Genomic DNA, 15,876 nt, shown 5'->3' with positions numbered 1-15,876 from the left:
GGCCGGGAGCAATGCTCCCGGCCCTGCTGTTTGACTATAACCCTAAAGAACGTGGAACTAGCGGCGCGCACCCCGGCGCTGGAGGGCGATGCCCGCAACCACCAGCGTCGCCGCCAGGGCAAGCAGCCATTCAGCGGCAGCGTTTGAGCCTTCGCCAGTGTTCGGCAGGCTGCGTGGTTTAGCCGCATTTGCGTTCGCCTGAACCGGCACATTTGGCGTGCCTTCTGTGCCCGGCGTTACATCAGCGGCCGGCGTTTGCTCGCTACCAGGCACAATCGTCGGCGTTCCATCATTCGAAACAACGGTTGGCGTGCCCTCGCCACCGCCGCCAGGCGTGCTGGTCGGGGTTTCATTACCAGTTACCGGCGCGGTCGCCGTCGGAGTATCATTCACCGAGCTTGGCGTGCGGGTTGGGTTCGAACGGCGCGGCGTCGATGTTGGCACGTCAGTTGCGGTCGCGGTTGCTGTGGGCGTGGCCGTATTGTTGCCAGGGATGGTGGGTGTTGCGGTGCTTACGGGCGTTTCTGTCGGGCCGCCCGGCGTGTTCGTCACAGTTGGCGTTTCGGTTGGCGTTGCCGTGTTGGTTGGCGTGGCTTGCTGGAACGTTGCCTGTATCTGTGCGCTGGCAGAGAGCGAGACACTTTCGCCCAGCACAAGCTGCTGCCCGGCCGTCGGGACACGGTTCGAGTTAAACACTGTGCCTGCATCCATCACATAGGGCACAGTTGCATTGACATTCACCGTGCCAGGGTTGGGGTTTGTGACCGTAAATACTGCCTGGCCCTGTGCATCAAAGGCAACTGTTGCGCTGGCCTGGCCATTATTCAGCACCGCGCCCCCATCAACCGTAATATTCACCGACGGCGCTGCGCCTGCTGGCGTGATCTGCGCAGTAAGCTGCACTGGCTGGCCTTGCGGCACCGTTGCGTTGGCTGGCGTAATCGTCAGCGAAGCCAGGCCGGTATTCGTGCCCGGGCAGCCATTCGCGGCGAAATTCGCCTCTGCTTCGGCCGCAATCGCCTGTGCTCGCGCGCGAATGGCGGCGTCGGTAACCGTGTTCAGGTTCAGCCCGTCGGAGAAATGCCAGATCGCGAGTTGAATCGCCGCGCCTTCTGCCCGGGTGGTAACGCTCGATGCTGGGTGGCTGGCCAAAACATAGCGAATTTTGCATCCTCTGTTTGCGGGCGCATTCGGTTTGTCGGGCAGAGCATTAACTGAGCCGCCACCTGTATATGTGTCGTTGCGGCGCACTAGAATATTTACCTCAATGCAGAACACATCGACGATTGGGCCAAGTTTATCGCCTGGCGCATCCCTGTCGAGCTGCAACAACAGCACGCCGGCCCCGTCCGTTACTGTCTGGTTCGTAACCGGGTTTGTAAAGGTCACATTTTGCGCGCGCGTCGCGTCAGCGCCAACAAATGTGCCCGTCGTGGGCAAGGCCGCCAGGGCCACCGCCGTCATCAGTGCAAAAACGAGAAACGCTGCGGCAACTCGGCCAATGTGCCATCCCCACCGCCTGTTACGAAATGGTAGTGCGTAGTGCATGGAACCTCCTGTTATGTAAACCAAAATCGTAGAGACAATAAATCACTTTACGCAGCCACTTCCAGCGTAAAGTCTATATCCGCAGCCGAGGCGGCAACCATTCCGCCTGTGCAGAAAGGTATCGCTAAGTAAAAAATTTGGCGACAACATGTGCCGCCCTCAGTTTTGGGATGGAATCGGCGGGGATTATGACATAAGATCGTACGAACGTCAAGTGTTTTCTGTATAAATAAGCGCTAGAAAATACATATCGTAATACTAATATGTTCCGTAAACACGATCAATACGTTATTTTACGTATTTCGCTAGTGCGCTATAGTATCGCATCAGAAAGCGAAAAGATACGATATCGTCATAGACCTTTGAGGCGGCGCGCCAGGCCAGTGTAGCGTTCGGCGACACGATTGTTTTTAACGGCAATGGCAATGGCGCGGCGATCGCCTGTGAGCACGGCGAGCTGCCTGGCGCGCGTGACGGCAGTGTAGAGCAAGTTGCGCTGTAGCAGGGTAAAGTGTTGCGTCAGCAGCGGCAGCACCACACACGCATATTCGGCGCCCTGCGCTTTATGCACCGAGATGGCATAGGCCAGGGTTAGCTCATCGAGCAGGCCGAAATCATACGCAACGTCGCGCGTGTCGTCGAAGCGCACGGTTAGCAGCTGCTCGACGCCATCAATCGCCACAATTTCGCCAATATCGCCGTTATACACTTCCAGGTCGTAGTTGTTGCGCAGCTGCAGCACGCGGTCGCCCAGGCGGAAGAGCGTCGCGCCAAAACGCTGCTCGGGTTTGTAGTCGTGCGGGGGGTTAAGCGCCGCTTGCAGAAGGATATTCAGGTTTGCGACGCCGGCCGGCCCGCGGTGCGTGGGCGTGAGCACCTGGATGTCGCGGCGCGGGTTCAGGCCAAAGCGCCGGGGGATGCGCTCGGCCACCAGCTCGACCGTCAGCTCGGCGCAGGGGTCGGGCTCGGGGCGGGGGAAGAAGAAGAAGTCGGCTAAATCGCGGGTGTGCGGGAATTCGCCGTTGTTGATGCGATGGGCGTTGGTGATAATGCCGCTGCCCTCGGCCTGGCGGAAAATCGTGTCGAGGTGAATGCTCGGCACGGCCATGCTGTCGAGTACATCGCGCAGCACACGCCCCGGCCCAACGCTCGGCAGCTGGTCGGCGTCGCCAACCAGCAGGATATGGGCGTGCTGCGGGATGGCTTTGAACAGGTTGTTTGCCAGCAAGATATCGAGCATGCTGACTTCGTCAATCACGACCACGCTGGCTTCCAGGGGCATTTCGGCATTGCGCTTGAAGTGCGGCCCGCCCATTGGTGAAAATTCCAGCAGGCGGTGAATAGTTGCAGCCTCCGCGCCGGTCGCCTCGCTCAGGCGTTTGGCCGCGCGCCCGGTCGGCGACGCGAGCAGGAAGGCGTCGCCGCGCTGCTGCAGCGCCATGATGATCGTGCGCAGCGTGGTGGTTTTGCCAGTGCCTGGGCCGCCAGTGAGCACGCTCACTTTGTTGGTGAGCGCCATCTGCACTGCCTCGCGCTGCTGGTCGGTCAGCACCACGCCGCGCCGGTCGGCCAGGAAATCGAACACGCGCGCCCAGTTGGCGGTGCGATAGAAGGGCGCGATCTGCGATGGCGCGCGCAACAATTCGATCAGGCGCTCGGCCACGCCACGCTCGGCGCGGTAGAAGGGCTGCAAATAGACCTGGCGCTGGCCGTCCCATTCTTCGACATGCACCTCGCGAGTAATCGCAATCGCGCCGAGCGTGGCGGCTACCACCGGCTCAGCCACACCCAGCAGCTCGGCGCCGCGCTCGGCCAGTTCGTCCCACGGCAGGAAGCAATGCCCTTCATCCGATGCCTGGCTGAGCGTGTAGCGCAGGCCCGCGCCCACGCGCTGCGGTGAGTCGTGCGGGATGCCCAGCGCCTGCGCGATTTTGTCGGCGGTAAGAAAGCCAATGCCGTAAACATCGTCGGCCAGGCGGTAGGGCGTGGCCTGTACCACGCTGAGCGACTGTTCGCCATACTGCTTGTAGATGCGCACCGCCAGGCCCGGCGCAATCTCCAGATCTTGCAGAAACAGCATGATCGCCTTGATCTGCTGCTGTTCTTCCCAGGCGTGAATAATGCGGTCGACGCGTTTGGGGCCGAGGCCAGAAACTTCGCGCAGGCGCAGCGGCTCGTGGTCGAGCACGTGGAGCGTGTAGGAACCAAACGTTTCGGCAATGCGCTTGGCCATCACCGGGCCAATGCCCTTGATCAGTCCCGAACCGAGATAGCGCCGAATGCCCTCGACGGTGGCGGGCAGCACGGTGCGGTAGCGCTCGACCTCGAACTGGCGGCCATGCTCGGGATGATCGACCCAGCGCCCTTCGAGCTCGACCGACTCGCCGACCTGCACGCCCAGCAGCTTCCCGACGATGGTAACGAGGTGATTCTTGTCGCGCGGCTGCACGCGAGCAACGGTGTAGCCGTCTTGCTCGCTATGAAATGTGATGCGCTCGAGGACGCCGTCGAGTCGTGTCATGGCGCGAATATGGCGGCGGCGCGGCCGATGGTGCGGGTCAATTTCATGCCGTTTAGTATAGCATTGCCGATTGGGGCGCGCAATTTCTGCGTGAAGGAGTGCGGCGAAAAAGCTGTTCCAAATTGCTGCAAAATTGCTCGAAAATTCAGAGATCCAAATCGGCGCAGGCTTCGCATAGCATCATGAAGTTGAAGTCCTCCTCTCCTCCAAACACAAAGGCCGCCATCGCGAAGGCGGCCTTTGTGTTGTTTACAGGTAGACCTCGCGCCGGCAGCGGCGGCACCACACCGCCCGGTTGGCCAGCGCCCAGCGCGCGCCACCATTGCGCGGCGGCACCACATAGATCACGTCGCGCCGCCGGTCGGTGCGTCCGCAGCGCTCGCAGCGCCCAGCCGCCCGCCGCCACACCCGCCAGTCGAAACGCAAAAACGGCAGATCGAGCGCAAGGTGCAATGTGACGCCAATCGCCAGCGGGCGCAGAGCTGGCCAGCGCCCTTGCAGTCCCCACACAATTGGCAGCGTGAGCTGGGCGTGGTGGAAGACCGAGCGCAGCGCGCCATAGCGCGGGCGCGTGTCGCCGGGGGTGCGCGCGGTGTGCCGCCAGCGGTCGTAGCGCCAGGCGGTCAGCGGGTTCCAGTTGCCACTGCGCCAGGCGTAGAGAAGATAGTGATCGGCATCAAGCCCAACGCCGCCGAGCAGCAGCAGGGCAGCGCGGCCGGGAGCGCGCCAGTAGAGTGCAGCGCCCGCTGCGAGCGACGACAAAAGATGAATGTGTAAGCGCATGATCTGCCTTTGTGGCTGGTGAAGAGTTCTGGAGAGAAAACGCCGGGGGTGGCGCGTTGGGTACGCCGGGCGCTTAGAGCCGCACCTCGGTGAGCTGCATGCGCTCCATGGCGCGGAAGCCAAGCTGCTTGTACGCCTGCAGCGCGCCAGTGTTGTGTTCCAGCACCATCAGAAACACGCGCGGCGCAAGGGCAAAGGCTGTTTGCGCCAGCGCTGCCGTGCAGGCCGAGGCATAGCCGCGCCGCCGCCAGTCGGGGTGCGTGGCAACATGGCCAATTTCCACCACTTCAGGCGTGGCGAAGTGCGTGGCCGCCATGGCGACAAGCTGTCCCGCTTCAAAGCAGCCAAAGGCCGGGCCAAGCGCCAGCGCGCTGTTATGCCACACCGACAGGCCAGCCGCCAGCGCCAGCGCTTCCATCTGCGGCACATCCTCCGGCTGGAGCCGGCGCGGTTTGTGCCCGGTTGGGATGCGTAATTGCTCTGGCTCGACCACCATCTGAAATTCGATTTCTGACGAAACGAGCTGCGCGTGGTGCAGCAACTGCGCGGCGCGGTCGGGCGGCAGCAGCGCCCAGACAGTGCCAGCAAGCAGGCGCGGGTTGCGGCTGGCCAGCGCGGCCAGCAGCGCGCCCACCACCACGCCCGACCGCGCCGCAAAGGTCAGGTTTGCAATCGGCAGGTCGTGGTAGGTCGATGCCACGCCCAGCACGCGATCGCCCTCATTTGCCACCACCACATCCGACACGGCGCGCAATTGCGAGGCATTTGAAAGCGGCAGGGCATTGCGATAGGGCATTGCGCGCAGGTAGGCCAGCGCGGCGGGCTGATTATCGGCGTCGAGCGGGGCAATTTGCACAGGGCGCTCTCCTACGATGCTGCCGTTGCGCGTGCTTCGTATGCTCCCCGGTCGAGTTGCCAGCGCCAGATCGTGCCAAGGTTGGGATCGTCCAGCGCGCCAGCAAAGGACATGCCGACTTTTTGCAGCACGCGGTTCGACGGGTTCGGCTCGGCAAGGGTGTGCGCCACCACGGCGCGTACCATTGGGCGCGCAAAAGCATAGTCGATCAGCGCCAGCACCACCTCGGTGGCAAAGCCGCGATTCTGGCAGGCTGGCGCAATCTCGTAGCCAATCTCAACCGCGCCCTGCGCATCTGGCCCGCCAGCGAAGCCGCCGTTCCCCACCAGTAGGCCCTCGGCCGGGTTCAGAAAGAGCAAGCCCGGCCAATCGGACGGCCCGGCAAAGCCCGGTTGCCCTGCTTCGGCCGGGACAAACGCCTCGGGGAAGTGCGGCCAGCCTTCCGGCACGCGCGCGCCCAGCAGGGCCGCAAGGTCGCCCGCGCCGCGCCCAAACGCGATTTTATGGCGTTCTTCGAGCGGCACCAGCTGGAGGCGCGCAGTTGCAATCGAGGGCATGGAATTATTCATTCTCATGGGCAAACGGGCCGTGCTGGTCGTAGCGCTCCCACAGCGGGTGCAGGGCGCAGGCCAGGCGCTTGCTGCTATCCGTGAGCAGCAGTTGCCGCATCGCTCCGGCAGGAATAATCTCGGTGTCGATCTGGCCGGCGCGATACATTCCCATCAGTTCGGAGTAAAGCTCAGCTGCGCCCAGGTTCGCCAGCGCCGCCAGCAAAAACGAACGTATGATTTTGTCTTCTTCGGCGGCGAGGCGCTCGCGCAGGCCAGCGACAATTGCTTCGCGGGCTTCGGGCGCGGCTGCCGTGACGTAGCTCAGGGCGCGAAATGCAGCGCTGCGCGCCGACTCGGCACGGTCCGTGTCGTCGGCAAAGGCCCACAGCGGCTCGATGGCCGCCGCGCCCAGGTGACCGATGATCTGCGGCGCTTCTTCGGCCCACACCTGCGGCAGGCGCTCGTCCTCGTAGTCGAGCTCAACCGGGAATTCCTCAAGCAGCGGCTCGATCATCTCAATCATGTTCAGCTCGCCCAGCAGGCGCAGCGCGTGAATCGGCGCGTAGCACTCGGGCGCGTCTTCGTGCAGCACATCCATATCCGTCGCCAGATCCAGCAGCGGCTGAAAGGCCGCCGCGCCCGCGCGCGTGATCTGCGCGGCCAGCTTTTCGTGCGGGCGTAGTCCTTCGCGGCGCAGCTGTTTCACTTTTTCGGCAATACCAAGCTCAAGTACCATTGTTCACTCCTGCGAGCTGAGATCGTCGCCCAGCCCACTTGCGCGGCCACGGGCGGGCCAGGCGCCATTCGTTAGAAATTCGGCCAGCGGGCGAAAGCTGCGCCGATGCTGCACGCTCGGGCCGTGGGCAAGCAGCGCGCGTTCGTGCAGCGCGGTGCCATAGCCTTTGTGCAGCGCAAAACCATATTCGGGGTACGATTGCCCAAGCACGCGCATGGAGCGGTCGCGGGCAACTTTTGCCACAATCGAGGCCGCCGCAATCGAGAGACAGCGCGCATCGCCTTTGATAAGCGATTGCTGCGGGCAGGGCCAGTGCTCCAGCCGCACGGCGTCGATCAGCAGGGCGTCGGCCGGGCGGGCGAGCCGCAGCAGGGCAATTTGCATCACCAGGCGCGTGGCTACCAGAATGCCGTGTGTGTCGATCACCGCCGCCGGCACCGCGCCAATGCCCCAATCGTCGGCCAGCGCCAGCACGCGCTCGGCCAGCCGTTCGCGCTGCGCACCACTCAGCTGCTTCGAGTCGTTCACGCCCTGGAGCAAGGCTGGCTGCGCGAACACGCCTGGTGGCAGCACCACCGCCGCCGCCACCACTGGCCCGGCCCAGCAGCCGCGCCCGACTTCGTCGACGCCCGCAATGCGCTGGTGCCCGGCCGCGCGCAGCGCCAGCTCGAACTCAACAGTTGGTGCCATTATGCCTCGGCCCGGCTGGCGAGCAGCAGATGAACCGCATGCCCCGCAACCGGCTCCCAGCGCTCTTCGACGGCAAAACCGAACGACCGCAGCGCCGCGCCCAGCCGTGAGTGTGGCGCCGCTGCCGGTCGCTCGTTTGGCGAACGCTGCAGCGTAGCGCGATACAGAAGATCGAGCGCGCGCTGGTACGGGCCATCACTTGCAAACGAAGCCGCCAGCACAATCACCACGCGCCCGCCGGGGCGCAGCACGCGCCACAGCTCGGCAATGGTGGCCGGATGGAGAATGTACTCGGTGGGAAAGGTTGCGACGATGGTGGTAAACACCGAGGAGGCGAACGGCAAGGCCTGCGCATAGGCGCGTGTCAGTCGAATTGGCAGGCGGGCGGCACCCAGGCGTCGTCGCGTCAGGGCCAGCATCTGCGGCGAAGCGTCGAGCCCGAACGCGTGCTGCCCGGCATGGAGCAGCGAGCGTTGCAGCTTGCCGGTGCCGCAGCCCAGTTCCAGCGTTTCGCCCGCCACAAATGGCAGCGCCGCGTGACCCCAGGCAGCCCATTGGCCCCCCGAAACCAGCGCGGCGACAGTGTCGTACGTCCAGGCGAATTCGCGATAGAAGCGTGCGAACCCCCAGCGGATCAGGCGAGCATACCACGCTGAAACAGCGGGTACACGCGCGGCTGCGCCAGCGGGCGTTGGCATCTCGCTACCGAGCGCAACGCAATTACCGGCGCTCCTTGATGCGGGCAGCCTTGCCCGTCAGGCCGCGCAGGTAGTACAGCTTCGAGCGCCGCACCTTGCCGTTGCGCACAATCTTGATCGAATCGAGGCGCGGCGAGTGCAGCAGGAATGTGCGCTCAACTCCGATGCCGTGCGACGCGATCCGGCGAATGGTGAAGTTCTCGTTCAGGCCGCTGCTGCGGCGGCGAATGCACACACCCTCGAATTCCTGGGTGCGCTCGCGGTTGCCTTCGACCACGCGCACGCCAACGCGCACGGTGTCGCCAACCCGAAATTCCGGCAGGTCGCTCTTGAATTGCCGGCTTTCGATTTCTTTCAGAATTTCCTGCGACATGGTGCCGCCGCTCCTTTTAGTGCACAAAGAGCGGGGGAGCCAGGGTGGTCGTGGCGTCCCCCGCCGGGATCACTACCCATTCAAAAACCGGCTCGGATTATAGCACAGCCTGCCAGCAAAGGCAAACTGATGAGCACCGCCCAGCTACGCCGCTTCCTGCGCCACCGCCTGCTCGACCACCTCGCAGATGTAGTGCAGCACTTGCAGGTGTGCTTCCTGAATGCGCGCGCTGTCGCTGGCCTGCACCACCAGCGCGAGATCGGCCAGGCTGCGCGCCGCGCCACCATCTTTGCCGAGCAGCGCAATGCCGAACACGCCAGCCTCGCGCGCGGCGCGCAGCGCAGCGGTGATATTGGGCGAGTTGCCGCTGGTGCTGAAGCACACCAGCACATCGCCGGGCTTGCCCAGGCCGGCGATCTGGCGCGCAAATACGGCGTCGTAGCCAAAGTCGTTGGCGATGCAGGTAAGCGCCGAAACATCGGCGGCGAGCGAGATGGCCGGCAGGGCGCGGCGGTTGCCGCGGTAGCGGCCAATCAGCTCTTCGGCGAGGTGCAGGGCGTCGGTGGCGCTGCCGCCATTGCCGCAGGTCAGCAGCAGGTGGCCGCGCGTCACGGCGTCGCACACGCGCGTGGCAATTTCTTCCACCAGCGCGGCCTGCTTGCTCATATCGGCCAGCACCCGCAGGCTGGCGTCGAGCTGTGCCTGAAACGGAGGTTGGTGTATCATCATAGCTTCTCATCACACAAAACGCGCCGCAAGCAGCGCGATGGCATCCGTACCCGCCCGGCATCGCACGCCCGGAGCAGGGCCTAGTGTAGCACAAGTGGCGCGCAGGGCGATGGTACGCTTCTTGCATAAGCGCGTTTGGCGGCACAAGGCAGGATGCCCGGAGTGTAGCGTAGCAGTAAGGAAGGCCTTATGTCGATCCCTCCCACATCGGATTCTGCACAAAACGAATTGCGCCCGCTGGAGCTGCCAATCACACATGAGTCGGGCCTCGCCGAGGAAGTGGCCGAGATCGCCGCTACCGTCGCCGAGCTGCGCGCCGGGCAAGTGGCCGAGCGCAGCCGCGCACGCCTGCGCCCGCTCGAAGTCATTCTGCTCGGGCTGCTGGCCGCCTCGCTGATCTTGCATGCGCTGACGATCACGCGCCTGTTTGGCGTGCGCAACACCCTGCGCGACCAGATCGACCAGCTGGCAAGCAGCATCAGCGAAGCCAAGAACAGCCAGCTGAGCTATACTGTCGCGATCGATCAGCAGGTGCCAATCAACGTGGATGTGCCAATTCAGCGCTCGTTCTCGGTGCCGATCGACACGCAGGTGCGCATTCAGCAAACCGTCGAGGTGCCGGTTGAGACAGTGCTGGGCAGCTACACCATCCCGGTGCCAATCGACGCCACCATTCCGGTGAGCACCACGGTGCCCATCCAGTTCGACCAAACCCTCAATATTGACACCAGTGTGCCAATCAAGCTGGATGTTCCCATCCAGATCGACCTTGGCTCCGACCAGGTGTCACCGGTGCTCGACCGTCTGCGCGAAAAGCTGATCGAATTACGCGATTCACTCTAGCCTTTCGCTTGGCTAGGCTGCCAGACTTTTGTATGCGCGCCGTTCGCAGGCTGCGCGGTGCGCTTGAAACAACGAGGCCCAGAACGCATGGAAATACCACAGCAACAGCAGCAGCGCGAGTCGCGCTTTCGGCGCCGGCAAGAAACCCACGCCCTGATGATCAAGGCCGACAATGTCGAAAAAAGATTCGGCGAAACTGGCGTCTTTGATTTGAACTTTGAAGTGCCAGCCGGCACGATCTTCGGCATGATTGGGCCGAGTGGCTGCGGCAAAACCACCACCGTGCGCCTGATGACCGGGCTGTATCGCCGCGACAGTGGCAGCATGTACGTGCTCGGGCGCGACCCGAATAAGTTCAGCCTGCGCACCCGCGAGCGAATTGGCTACATGCCGCAGCACTTTGTGCTCTACCCGAACCTGACGGTCTGGGAAAACCTGAACTTCGTGGCCTCGCTGTATGGCATGGGCTATTTCACGCGGCGCAAATGGCTCGAGCAGGCGCTCGACTTTGTCGAGCTGAGCGACGCGCGCCGCCGCCTGGGCAGCCAGCTTTCGGGGGGTATGCAGCGCCGCCTGGAGCTCGCCTGCACGCTGGTGCATAACCCGCTGCTCATTTTTGCCGACGAACCAACAGCCGGCATCGACCCGGTGCTGCGCGGCAAGTTCTGGGATCACTTCCGCAACCTGCGCGACCAGGGACGCACCCTGTTTGTGACAACTCAGTACGTTGGCGAGGCGGCCTACTGCGACATGGTGGGCGTGATGCGCAATGGGCGCATGATCCACATCGACACACCCGAAAATCTGCGCCTCAAAGCCTTCGGTGGCGAAATCATCCAGATCGTCGTTGATGCCTCGCAGGCAGCCGAAACTGCGGGCATTTTGCAGCAATTACCGTTCGTTACCAATGTTGCGCGCGCGCCCGAGCAGCCCGGCCTGCTGTATGTCTATGTGGCCGACGCGAGCGAGGGCCTGCCGGTGATCTTCCAGACCCTGAGCACCCACCCGAATATCACGGTGCAGCAGGCCGACAAATACGTGCCGCCGTTCGATGATGTGTTTATTCGGCTTATGGAGCAAGCGGAAACGACCAATGTTTAAACCAATCATTCGGCTGCTGTCGTTTTTCAGCAAAGAAGTGAATGAAATCCGCCGCCAGCCCAAGCTGGTGCTGAGCTTGCTGCTTGGCCCGTTTCTCATTTTGCTGCTGTTTGGCGTGGGCTACCAGGGCGAGCGCCCGCAGCTGCGCACCGTGCTGGTCGTTCCGGCGCAGGGCCTGGGCATTATCAACGTCGAAGATTTGAAGCGCGCAATCAGCGCAAACTTTGCGCTGATTGCCACCACAAGCGATCCTAACGAGGCCCAGCGCCTGCTGAGCACGGGGCAGGCCGAAGTGGTCGAAACCATCCCCGCCGATATCGAGCAGGTGCTGACAGCGGGCAAGCAGGCGACGATCAACTTTAGCTACAACGAAATCAACCCGCTGAATGAGCAGTGGATCCAGTACCTGGCCTATGCGCAGGTGAATGAGATCAACCGCGCGGTGCAGACCAAAGCCGTGCAGCAGTTGCAGGGCGAAGTCCAGGCTGCTGGCATTCGCACCACTGTGCCGCCCGAGGTGCTGGTGTCGCCGGTGCGCTTTGAGTACAAAAACGAACGTGGCAAAGCGCTCGATTTTATGACCTTCTACGCGCCAGGCGTGATTGCGCTGATTATTCAGCACATCGCGGTGACGCTGGGCGCGCTGTCGCTGGTTCGCGAGAAGTTGCTGGGCGCGTTCGAGCTGTTTCGCGTTGCGCCAGTGTCGATCAACCAGTTGCTGCTGGGCAAATATCTGGGCTTCACGATCTTTATTGGCATCATTATGGCCGCGCTGGTGGCGCTGCTGGTGTTTACGCCCCTGGCCGTGCCTTTTCTGGGCGACGTGGCGACGTTTGTGGCGTTCTCGCTTGTTTTCACGCTCGCGTCGCTTGGCATTGGCTTTGTGATCTCGGCGTGGTCATCAACCGACAGCCAGGCCGTGCAGCTGTCGATGTTAGTGCTGCTGATGTCGATCTTCTTCAGCGGCTTTTTCCTGCCCCTCGAGAACTTTACGCCCGAAGTGCAGTATGTTGGCTATGCGCTGCCGCTGACGCACGCCATTAGCGGTTTTCAGGCGCTGATGCTGCGCGGGCAGGCACCCAGCCAGTTCGCCTGGGAGATGATGGGCATTATCGCGGTGGTAACCTTTGCGGTTGTGTCGGTGCTGGCGCGCTGGCGCTTCACGAAACTCGATTAGCCCTGCTCAAAAAGCAAACGGGGCGGGCGATTGGTATCGCCCGCCCCGTTTGTTTTGTCTGCGCTGCCTTATTCCTCGTATTCAAGCAAAAATTCGAGGTCGGGGCCACTGCTGCTGAGCAAGAGTTCGGCTGGCACACCTTCGATATAAGCGTGGCCATCTTCGCCAAAGCGCGTGCGCGCTTCGAACGGCCCAAGCCTGGTCAGCAAGCGCGCATCTGGCGTGGGCCGAACAGTTACCTGAAGCGTCCATCCGTCATTCCGCTGACGCTGGATGCTGAACGAGAATTGCGGATTTTCGCCCGGCTCGGATGCGCTAATGACAATTGGCACATCCGGCTTCCCACGCCGCGCGCCCAATGCCGCATAGCTGTATTCGAGAGTATCCCAGAGATACGCCCGGCTGACGTGTTCGAACACCTGCACACGCGGGCGGCGCGGCGGCTCGCGGTGCGAAATGCGCTCGGAGCTGAGAAGCTGGCGGGTCAGGCGGTAGGTTTCGGCGCAGGATGGGCATGTCCACAAATGCCACCACAGGACGGGGTAGGCTGTGCGCGCAGCCAGTGTGCCTTCGGCGCGCTCCATGTCGATGAGCGCGGCAATATCCTGCTCGCAATCGTCGCAGCGAATTGGGCCCGGCGGCACGGTGATGCCAACCGCACCGGCCAGATGGAGCACAAAAACACCCCGGCAAGCATCGCAGCCCGCCAGATGCGTATAGAGGCTGGAGGAGGGAGATACTGGCCGGCGCTCAACAAAAACTGCCCGCATATATTCCCGCGCCGATGCGCATTGTTCAGTATTCATTACAGACCTTCAGTGCTATAGCTGTGGCAGACGAACGCCCGCACACTTCGTTTCGTCACCAGGCGCTTGCTTTGCGCGCCCAATGCATCGTGTGCATGATAAACGCAGGGAAAGCCATTTTTAGGAACCCTTTTGCAGCGATCTTTCGCCAGCAGTCAGTTCTTCCAGCTCGCGCTCAGCGGCTGCAAGGTCGCGATGCATGCCCATGCGGCGGAACAGATCGATCGCCTGGTTTAGTGCCGTGCCGACGCCCGCAAGATCGCCTTGCGCGTGGTACACGCGTGCCGACAGTCGATTGAGTTCACTCAGGCGCCGCCGGTCGCGCAATTGCTCCGCGCCCGCGCGGCACTCGTCAAGCGCCGCAGTTGCGCCCGCCAGGTCGCCCTGTTCAATCGCGATCGACGCAATTTTCAGCGTGTTGCCCAGCACCGAGCGCATGTCGTTGTGCGCGCGCGCGTCGGCCAGCGAGTCGTGGAACAGTGCCAGCGCGCCCGGAACGTCGCCTTGCTCATAGCGCGCAATTGCCAGCCAGCGCCGGTTGACGATCGATTTCTGTGCGGCCAGCGCGGCCGTGATCGGCAGCATTGCGCGCCAGATCGCCTCGGCGCGCGGCAGGTCGCCAGCGGCGCGCGCATGGAGCGCCTGGGCATGGCCGATCTCAAAGCGCACATCGCCCGAGAAGCCTGGATCATCCGCCAGCTCGTTCAGGCGATCAAGCAGTGGCTGGGCTTCGCTGAGCTGCCCCTGCTTGCTTAAGATCTCAACATCGAAGGCCAGCCCAAGCGCCTCGTTGGCATGGTCGCCAAGGGCGCGCGCCGCCTCGACGCGCATGGCGTTGATCATCAGGCGATCATCCCAGAAACCGCGCACGTTGTAATAATAGCGCACACCTTCGATCAAGTCGATTGTCGCTCGGTAGTGCTTGCTGTCGAATGCCCACCGAATCGCTTCATACAGGTTGGCGTGCTCAGGGTCGAGCCGGTCGAGCTGGCTGAGATCGTACCAGCAGAAGCCAACCTGCATCGCCAGCTCGCAATACCAGCGCAGCCAGCGCGCCCGTGCAACTTCAGCAAAGTCGGGCATTTCGGCGAGCCGCGAGCGCGCAAAGGCGCGCACCAGCTGGTGCTGGCTGAAACGCGACGTGCTGCCCAGTTCGGCAGCCTGCCCATCAAGCAGCGCAAGATCGTCGAGCAGGGCGATGGCGCGCGCAAATGGCTCGTTGCTGACATCGGCAATTGCCGCCAGCGCCGCCCGGTCAGCGCCATCGGGGCAGAAGGGCAGCGCGAGAAACACGCGCCGCGCCGCATCATCGAGCAGCGCCCAGCTGCGCACAAACAAATCGTCGAACAGCGAGCCGCGCGCAGCCGCAAGATCGGCACAAATTTCCTGAATCGAGCGATGCTCGTATTTCACCAGGCCAAGCGCCAGCTCAAGCGCCTTGGGGTTGCCGCCGGTTGCCTCGACCAGCGGGGCCGCGCCGGACAAGTCGGCGGCCAGATGCCCCAGCCCAAGCGCCTGAAGGCGTTCGGCGATCAGCTCATCGCTTTCGGCTGCATTCATGCCGCCAAGCTCGGCCTGCCAGGCCGCGCGGAATTCAGGTGGCGTTTTGCGGGTTGTGATGATGGCCTTGTGCGGCTCGGGCAGGCGCAGCAGCCAGCTTGCCAGCGAGGCGTCGGTGATCGTTTCGTAGTTATCGATCACCAGCAGCATCTTCACGGCGCGCAGTTGCTGCTCGACCGCAAGGCGCTTCTCGTCGAAGGCAAGCTGGGCAAGGCCCGGGTAATCGAGCGTGCGGGCAATGTCATCGAGCACAAGGCTCAGGTTCAGCGTGCCAGGGCGCTCGGTATCGCTCGCCCATACAATCGCACTGAACTCGGGCAGGCCCCGCCGGCGCTCCAGGCAGTGCGCGGCCACCTCGCGCGCCAGGCTGGTTTTGCCCATGCCGCCAAGACTGGTGAGCACAACCACCGGGCCGCGCTGGCGCAGCCCTGCGAGCACTTTTTGGTATGCATGCGCGCGCATCACAAAGTGGCTGTAGGCTGGCGCAGGCAGGTTGGCCGGCAGCGGGCCGGCGGCAGAGCCTGGGTAGAACTTGTTAAGCAGCGCCGCAGCGTGTGGGTACTGGGCAGCGCGCAAAAAGCGCTCGACCCAGGGCCGGCCCATAAAGCCGCGCTGCACACACAGGCCGGCAAGCAGCTCGATGGTGCGGGTGTCGGGTGGAATGTGACCAGCCTTGTAGCGCTGAATGGTATAGCCGGTCAGGCCAATCTGCTCGCCGATCGCGTCTTCGATCGCCGGGGCAGTTGTGCCTTCGCAGTTCGCGATGCTATTAATGCCAGCCCTGAGCAGACGGCCAAAATCGGCATTACGCGACGGCATATGCAAGCCTTTCGGCTATGGCGGAAGAACGCATCGCTACACTATACGAGCGCAGCACGCGACCCGGCCCTGCCTGCGCCCGATC

The 15,876-nt window shown here is 63.1% G+C and carries 15 protein-coding genes; 3 read left to right on the top strand and 12 right to left on the bottom strand.

From position 1 onward, the window contains the following. Nucleotides 1-57: 57 nt before the first annotated feature. The 10 genes from M1P90_RS01300 to M1P90_RS01255 form a co-directional block, all read right to left on the bottom strand. Nucleotides 58-1,548: a Cys-Gln thioester bond-forming surface protein gene (locus M1P90_RS01300; protein ID WP_483700839.1), complete on the bottom strand. Its 1,491-nt coding sequence runs from the start codon at nt 1,546-1,548 to the stop codon at nt 58-60. Between the two features lie 352 nt (nt 1,549-1,900). After that, complete coding sequence (recD2, locus tag M1P90_RS01295) at nt 1,901-4,069, bottom strand: SF1B family DNA helicase RecD2 (RefSeq protein WP_483700838.1); 2,169 nt, start codon at nt 4,067-4,069, stop codon at nt 1,901-1,903. A gap of 249 nt (nt 4,070-4,318) precedes the next feature. After that, a complete protein-coding gene (locus M1P90_RS01290) occupies nt 4,319-4,852 on the bottom strand; it encodes a hypothetical protein (RefSeq protein WP_483700837.1) in 534 nt (177 codons plus the stop codon). A gap of 73 nt (nt 4,853-4,925) precedes the next feature. After that, nucleotides 4,926-5,708 (bottom strand): GNAT family N-acetyltransferase, encoded by a 783-nt coding sequence (locus tag M1P90_RS01285; protein ID WP_483700836.1) that lies wholly within the window; start codon nt 5,706-5,708, stop codon nt 4,926-4,928. A gap of 11 nt (nt 5,709-5,719) precedes the next feature. Then, nucleotides 5,720-6,265: a GNAT family N-acetyltransferase gene (locus tag M1P90_RS01280; RefSeq protein ID WP_483700835.1), complete on the bottom strand. Its 546-nt coding sequence runs from the start codon at nt 6,263-6,265 to the stop codon at nt 5,720-5,722. Between the two features lie 4 nt (nt 6,266-6,269). Continuing rightward, entirely contained in the window at nt 6,270-6,995 is a 726-nt protein-coding gene (locus M1P90_RS01275; RefSeq protein WP_483700834.1) for a DUF1186 domain-containing protein, read from the bottom strand. 3 nt (nt 6,996-6,998) lie between these two features. Then, nucleotides 6,999-7,685 carry a ribonuclease HII gene (locus M1P90_RS01270; protein WP_483700832.1) on the bottom strand — a complete coding sequence of 229 codons (687 nt, stop codon included), beginning with the start codon at nt 7,683-7,685 and terminating at the stop codon, nt 6,999-7,001. Continuing rightward, nucleotides 7,685-8,383: a class I SAM-dependent methyltransferase gene (locus M1P90_RS01265; RefSeq protein ID WP_483700830.1), complete on the bottom strand. Its 699-nt coding sequence runs from the start codon at nt 8,381-8,383 to the stop codon at nt 7,685-7,687. The genes M1P90_RS01270 and M1P90_RS01265 overlap by 1 nt, the downstream gene beginning before the upstream one ends. Before the next feature lie 22 nt (nt 8,384-8,405). Beyond that, nucleotides 8,406-8,756, bottom strand: coding sequence for a 50S ribosomal protein L19 (gene rplS / locus M1P90_RS01260; protein WP_483700829.1), 351 nt, complete (start codon nt 8,754-8,756; stop codon nt 8,406-8,408). 144 nt (nt 8,757-8,900) lie between these two features. Continuing rightward, nucleotides 8,901-9,485, bottom strand: coding sequence for a D-sedoheptulose-7-phosphate isomerase (locus tag M1P90_RS01255; RefSeq protein WP_483700828.1), 585 nt, complete (start codon nt 9,483-9,485; stop codon nt 8,901-8,903). A 189-nt stretch (nt 9,486-9,674) separates the two neighbouring features. Between M1P90_RS01255 and M1P90_RS01250 the strand changes: the two genes are divergently transcribed. The 3 genes from M1P90_RS01250 to M1P90_RS01240 all read left to right on the top strand — a co-directional run bounded on the left by M1P90_RS01250 (nt 9,675) and on the right by M1P90_RS01240 (nt 12,606). Next, on the top strand, nt 9,675-10,328 hold the full coding sequence (locus tag M1P90_RS01250) for a hypothetical protein (protein ID WP_483700827.1): 654 nt from the start codon (nt 9,675-9,677) through the stop codon (nt 10,326-10,328). An 87-nt stretch (nt 10,329-10,415) separates the two neighbouring features. Continuing rightward, entirely contained in the window at nt 10,416-11,429 is a 1,014-nt protein-coding gene (locus tag M1P90_RS01245; protein ID WP_483700826.1) for an ABC transporter ATP-binding protein, read from the top strand. Then, nucleotides 11,422-12,606, top strand: a complete 1,185-nt coding sequence (locus tag M1P90_RS01240; RefSeq protein WP_483700825.1) for an ABC transporter permease — start codon at nt 11,422-11,424, stop codon at nt 12,604-12,606. Before M1P90_RS01245 ends, M1P90_RS01240 begins: the two co-directional genes overlap by 8 nt. A 68-nt stretch (nt 12,607-12,674) precedes the next feature. Here M1P90_RS01240 and M1P90_RS01235 read toward each other — a convergent pair whose 3' ends face one another. Together M1P90_RS01235 and M1P90_RS01230 are read right to left on the bottom strand one after the other, a co-directional pair. Next, nucleotides 12,675-13,283 (bottom strand): hypothetical protein, encoded by a 609-nt coding sequence (locus tag M1P90_RS01235; protein WP_483700824.1) that lies wholly within the window; start codon nt 13,281-13,283, stop codon nt 12,675-12,677. A gap of 249 nt (nt 13,284-13,532) precedes the next feature. Beyond that, complete coding sequence (locus tag M1P90_RS01230) at nt 13,533-15,791, bottom strand: hypothetical protein (protein ID WP_483700823.1); 2,259 nt, start codon at nt 15,789-15,791, stop codon at nt 13,533-13,535. Nucleotides 15,792-15,876: the final 85 nt, after the last annotated feature.

The sequence above is a fragment of the Kouleothrix sp. 19917 genome (assembly GCF_057073505.1).
The sequence above is the reverse complement of the archived record's forward strand: the minus strand, read 5'-3'. Positions and strand labels throughout refer to the sequence as shown.